Genomic DNA, 5,207 nt, shown 5'->3' with positions numbered 1-5,207 from the left:
CCAACCCGTCGCGCTGAGACCCCACCCTGAGATCGACGGCAGCTTCGACGTCTACTTCTGCCATCACAAAGTGCGCACGATCGACTTGTGCCAGGCTGACTAACCTGGATTGGACCTGTTACCCATGCCCTGGCACACCTGTTACCTATGTCCCCGGTCCATACACGCTGGGGCGAGGGGGATAAAGCTTCGCGTTGACGTGAGTCCAGAGCGTAGAGACGAGCGCGTAGAGACGAGCGCGTGGGGTCCGCAGCCTCAGGGTGCGAGGCGCTCGCGGATCCATGCCGTGCCGTCGCGGCGGTAGACGAGGCGGTCATGCAGTCTCGACTTGCGCCCTTGCCAGAACTCCCAGCGCTCGGGCACCAGCCGGAATCCTCCCCAGTGGGGCGGCCGGCTGGGGTTCAAGCCATGCTGGGCCGCGGCCTTGGCCGCGTTGGCCACCAGCACCGCCCGCGACGCGATCACCTGGCTCTGAGGCGAGGCCCAGGCTCCCAGCCGCGAGTCCAGCGGCCGAGACGCGTAGTAGGCATCCGACTGCGCCGCGTCGACCTTCTCGACCGCGCCTTCGATCCGCACCACCCGCTCCAGTTCCACCCAGTGGAACTGCAGCGCGGCGAACGGATGCTCCGCCAGCTCCCGTCCCTTGCGGCTGTCGTAGTTCGTGTACCAGACGAGTCCGCGTTCCTCGATGTCCTTGACCAGCACGATGCGCGTTGACGGCCGGCCGTCGTGGCCCACGGTGGCCAGCGTCATCGCATTGGGCTCGGGCACCTTGGCGTCCAGCGCCTGCTGGAACCAGTCCCGGAACTGGCGCAGCGGCTCGTTGGCGGCCAGTTGTTCGTCGAGCTCATCGCGCTCGTAGCTCTTGCGCAGATCGGAGAGTTTGTCCATTCGCCGAGTATCGGGCGAATCCTTAAGTAAAGCTCCCACTCGTGAAACTCCGGGTGCGGCCGTCCCCGCGCGGCAGGCATGCTGTCCCCACGAAGCCGCTCCACGAGAGGCGGCCCAGGGGGATCGGGACCAAACCAGAAGGAAGTACGCATGAATCAACGACGACCCGCCGTCGTCGTGCTCGCGGCAGGGCGCGGACTGCGCTTTCGCGGCGAGGGCCACAAGCTGGAACAGGTCTTGAACGGGGACACCGTGCTGGCGCTCACGCTGCGCCAGACGCTGGCGTCCGGCCTGCAGATGCTGGTGGTGACCTCGACCGCGCTGGCGCCGCTGGTGCGACGTCATGTGGCCTCGCGCGACATGCTGGTGTTGCCCGACCAGGACCGCCTGGGACGTCCGGCACCGCTGGGCATGGGGCATTCGATCGCCGCCGGTGTCGCCGCGACAGGGGACGCGCCGGGCTGGCTCATCCTGCCGGCGGACATGCCGATGGTGCGCGCCAGCACGCTGGCGGCGGTCGCCGACGCGATCGCGAAGGATCCGATCGCCTACGCCCAGTACCGCGGCCGGCGCGGCCATCCGGTGGGCTTCAGCGCCGAGTTGTTCTCCGAACTCACCAGCCTGCAGGGCGACGAGGGCGCGCGGCGGCTGCTGGCGCGCTATCCCGCGCAGGCGGTCGAGGTCGACGACCCGGGCGTGCTCATCGACGTCGACACCGTCGAGGACCTGGCGCGGCTGGCGATCGATCCGTCGATGCCGCGCCCCAGCGACGTCGGCCTGCGCTCCCTGGGCTGATTCACAAGCCGTTCTGCCGCGCCAGCGCGAGCTGGCGCTCCAGCGCGCGGTCGTGGATGCCGTGCTCCCGCAGGCAGGCCACGGCGCGCTGCAGGTAATCGAGCGTGGTGCCGTAGCGGCCGCGCGCGTGGCGCAGGATGTGCAGCAGGCGATCGTCGGAGAGGTCGCCCACCCAGCCGGGACTGCGCCGCGACAGCGTGAACGCCAGTGCCTTGCGAGGGCCCGGGCCGTCGGGGCAATGGCACTCCAGCCAGCGCGGCACGTAGGTGCCGACGACCATCTCCCGCAGCCAGAGCCGGTGCAGCGTCGCCTCGCTGTCCTGGGGATCGACGCGGTACAGCAGGCCGCGGCAGCTGCCGCCGGACAGCAGCGTCATCACCAGGCCGGGCTGCTCGGCGCTGCCGCGATTGACCAATGAGCGCAGCCGCAACGCGCGGTGATAGCCCCGCACCTTGGCCACCAGCGTCTGCGCCGGCACGAAGCCCGGGTTCCACATCAGCGAACCGTAGGCGAACAGCATCAGGCCGTGCTCGCGGTCCCACTGGCGCTCGGCGACTTTCAGCAATTGCTGGCTGTGGGCGGGGAGGTCTTCGAGGCGGGCCTGTGCGAGAGGATCGTCGATCATGACCGGCATGCTGCCATGGCGCGGGTACGTGGCATGCCGCCAGGGGCTCGGAGCGCGCGCGATTCTTGTAACCAGCTTGTACCTGGGAAACAGGATCGGGAGGCCACGCGGGCCCTGCGGGCGTGTAATATGGTTACCAATCTAACCCTGGCCGAGTTACATCGGCAGTCGGCATGAACAAGACGCTTCTGGACGTCACCGCGCGCATCAAGGCGCGCAGCGCCGCTTCGCGCGAGCGTTATCTGGACCTGATCGAGCGCATGGCGGGTCGCCAGCGCGGCGTGCAGCGGCTGGGCTGCGCGAACGTGGCGCACGCCGTGGCGGCGATGCCCGCCAACGACAAGCTGCGCATCGTGGCCGAGAAAGCACCCCATCTGGGCATTGTCACGGCCTACAACGACATGCTGTCGGCGCACCAGCCCTACGAGGGCTATCCGGCGATCATCCGCGACGAGGTTCACCGCCAGGGCGCGACGGCGCAGGTCGCCGGCGGCGTGCCGGCGATGTGCGATGGGGTCACGCAGGGCACGCCGGGCATGGAGCTGAGCCTGTTCTCGCGCGACACGATCGCGATGGGCACGGCGGTGGCGCTGTCGCACGACGTGTTCGACGCGGCGCTGCTGCTGGGCATCTGCGACAAGATCGTCCCGGGGCTGCTGATCGGCGCGCTGCATTTCGGGCATCTGCCCTGCGTGTTCGTGCCGGCGGGGCCGATGAGCTCGGGCCTGTCGAACAACGACAAGGCCAAGGTCCGCGAGCTGTACGCGCAAGGCAAGGTCGGCCGCGACGAGCTGCTGCAGGCCGAGTCCCAGGCTTATCACGGCGCCGGCACCTGCACCTTCTACGGCACGGCCAACAGCAACCAGATGCTGCTCGAGGCCATGGGCCTGCATGTGCCGGGCGCGGCGTTCGTGCATCCGCATGACGGGCTGCGCGAGGCGCTGACCCGCGAGGCCGTGCGCCAGGCGCTGAAGATCATTCCGCAGCGCGACTACACGCCGATCGGCCGCATGGTCGACGAGCGCAGCATCGTCAACGCGATGGCGGCGCTGCTGGCCACGGGCGGCTCGACCAACCACCTGATCCACTGGGTCGCGGTGGCGCGCTCGGCCGGCATCCTGATCGACTGGAGCGATTTCTCCGAGTTGTCGTCGGTGGTGCCGCTGCTGGCGCGCGTCTATCCGAACGGCAGCGCCGACGTGAACCAGTTCCAGGCCGCGGGCGGTCCGGGCTTCGTGATCCGCGAGCTGATCGGCGCCGGGCTGATGCATGGCGAGGTGCTGACCTCGGTGTCGGGTCAGAACCTGAACGCCTTCGCCCGGCTGCCGCATCGCGCGGAGGATGGCAGCGTGAGCTGGAGCGATCTGCCGGCCAGAAGCAATGACGAGGCGGTCGTGCGCACGGCGGCGGCGCCGTTCTCGCCCACGGGCGGGCTGAAGCTGCTGGCGGGCAACCTGGGGCGTGCGGTGATCAAGGTCTCGGCGGTGCCGGAGGACCGGCACACGGTCGAGGCGCCGGCGCGCATCTTCGACAGTCAGGAGGCGATGCAGGCCGCGTTCAAGGCGGGCGAGCTGGAGCGCGACGTGGTCGTCGTGGTGCGCTTCCAGGGGCCGCAGGCCAATGGCATGCCTGAGCTGCACAAGCTCACGCCGCCGCTGGCGGTGCTGCAGGGCAAGGGGTTCAAGGTGGCGCTGGTGACGGACGGCCGCATGAGTGGCGCGTCGGGCAAGGTGCCGGCGGCGATCCATGTCAGCCCGGAGGCGCTGGCGGGCGGTCCGCTGGCGAAGCTGCGCGATGGCGATCTGGTGCGCGTGTGCGCGAACAGCGGCGAGCTGACCGCGCTGGTGCCGGCGGCGGAGTGGGACGGGCGCGAGCTGGCCCGGATCACCGCCGATGCGGTCGCCGAGAACGGCGCGGGCCTGGGCCGGGAGCTGTTCGCCGGCATGCGGCGCAACGTGACCTCGGCGGAGGAGGGCGCGGTCACCTGGCTGTGAGCCGGGCTTGACCGCGGGCCGCCGACGGGGCGAAATCGAAGAGGACTACGAGGAGATCGCATGAGTTCCATCCTGGACACGCTGAGCCTGGCTCAGCACGGCCCGGTGATTCCGGTCATCGTCATCGACCGCGTCGAGGACGCGGTGCCGCTGGCTCGCGCGCTGGTGGCGGGTGGCGTGAAGGTGCTGGAGGTGACGCTGCGCACGCCGGCGGCGCTGGCGGCGATCGCCGCGATCGCCAAGGAGGTGCCGCAGGCGCTCGTCGGCGCGGGCACGCTGCGCACGGCGGCCGATGCGGCGGCGGCGAAGCAGGCCGGAGCGTGTTTCGCGGTCAGCCCGGGCTTCACGCATGAACTGGCCGGCGCCTGCGAGGCGCATTTCCTGCCGCTGCTGCCGGGCGTGTCGACGGCGAGCGAAGTGATGATGGCGGCGGACGCCGGCTACACCTTCCTGAAGCTGTTCCCGGCGACGGCGGTGGGTGGTGTGAACCTGCTGAAGTCGCTGGCCGGACCGTTCCCGGACGTGGTGTTCTGCCCGACGGGCGGCATCACCGTGCAGACGGCGCCCGAGTTCCTGAAGCTGCCGAACGTCAAGGTCTGCGGCGGCTCCTGGCTGACGCCGGCCGACGCGGTGAAGGCCGGCGACTGGGCCCGCATCACGCAACTGGCCCAGGAGGCCAGCGCGCTGCGCGCCTGAGCGCGGTGTCGCGGTGACGGCAACCGCAGCGATCTCCCGCAAGCGGGCGGGGGGTGAGAGCCGGACGTCGTAGTAAACCCCCTCGCCCCAGCGTGTATGGACCGGGGACATAGGTAACAGGTGTGCCAGGACATGGGTAACAGGTCCAATCCAGGTTAGTCAGCCTGGCACAAGTCGATCGTGCGCACTTTGTGATGGCAGAAGTA

Annotated in this window: 5 protein-coding genes; 3 read left to right on the top strand and 2 right to left on the bottom strand. The window is 69.7% G+C overall.

Annotated elements, in window-relative coordinates:
* Window positions 1-255 precede the first annotated feature (255 nt).
* Complete coding sequence (pdxH, locus tag ABDW61_RS26450) at window positions 256-891, bottom strand: pyridoxamine 5'-phosphate oxidase (RefSeq protein ID WP_343643078.1); 636 nt, start codon at window positions 889-891, stop codon at window positions 256-258.
* A 150-nt stretch (window positions 892-1,041) separates the two neighbouring features.
* Between pdxH and ABDW61_RS26445 the strand changes: the two genes are divergently transcribed.
* Window positions 1,042-1,686 (top strand): nucleotidyltransferase family protein, encoded by a 645-nt coding sequence (locus tag ABDW61_RS26445; RefSeq protein WP_343643077.1) that lies wholly within the window; start codon window positions 1,042-1,044, stop codon window positions 1,684-1,686.
* 1 nt (window position 1,687) lies between these two features.
* Here ABDW61_RS26445 and ABDW61_RS26440 read toward each other — a convergent pair whose 3' ends face one another.
* A complete protein-coding gene (locus ABDW61_RS26440; protein WP_343643075.1) occupies window positions 1,688-2,311 on the bottom strand; it encodes a gamma-glutamylcyclotransferase in 624 nt (207 codons plus the stop codon).
* A gap of 173 nt (window positions 2,312-2,484) precedes the next feature.
* Between ABDW61_RS26440 and edd the strand changes: the two genes are divergently transcribed.
* Both edd and eda read left to right on the top strand, forming a co-directional pair.
* Window positions 2,485-4,305 carry a phosphogluconate dehydratase gene (gene edd, locus ABDW61_RS26435; RefSeq protein WP_343643073.1) on the top strand — a complete coding sequence of 607 codons (1,821 nt, stop codon included), beginning with the start codon at window positions 2,485-2,487 and terminating at the stop codon, window positions 4,303-4,305.
* Window positions 4,306-4,365: 60 nt separating this feature from the next.
* The gene (gene eda / locus ABDW61_RS26430) at window positions 4,366-5,001 is read left to right on the top strand and encodes a bifunctional 4-hydroxy-2-oxoglutarate aldolase/2-dehydro-3-deoxy-phosphogluconate aldolase (RefSeq protein ID WP_343643072.1); all 636 of its coding nucleotides are present in this window, start codon (window positions 4,366-4,368) and stop codon (window positions 4,999-5,001) included.
* The last annotated feature ends 206 nt before the right edge of the window (window positions 5,002-5,207 follow it).

It is taken from the genome of Roseateles sp. (assembly GCF_039595595.1).
GTDB lineage: Bacteria > Pseudomonadota > Gammaproteobacteria > Burkholderiales > Burkholderiaceae_C > Roseateles.
This window is presented reverse-complemented; position numbering and strand designations above follow the sequence as displayed.

What these genes read in the sequence shown, in the direction of transcription:
- pdxH (WP_343643078.1), bottom strand. Translation starts at nt 891, where the DNA reads ATGGACAAACTCTCCGATCTGCGCAAGAGCTACGAGCGCGATGAGCTC.
- ABDW61_RS26445 (WP_343643077.1), top strand. Translation starts at nt 1,042, where the DNA reads ATGAATCAACGACGACCCGCCGTCGTCGTGCTCGCGGCAGGGCGCGGA.
- ABDW61_RS26440 (WP_343643075.1), bottom strand. Translation starts at nt 2,311, where the DNA reads ATGATCGACGATCCTCTCGCACAGGCCCGCCTCGAAGACCTCCCCGCC.
- edd (WP_343643073.1), top strand. Translation starts at nt 2,485, where the DNA reads ATGAACAAGACGCTTCTGGACGTCACCGCGCGCATCAAGGCGCGCAGC.
- eda (WP_343643072.1), top strand. Translation starts at nt 4,366, where the DNA reads ATGAGTTCCATCCTGGACACGCTGAGCCTGGCTCAGCACGGCCCGGTG.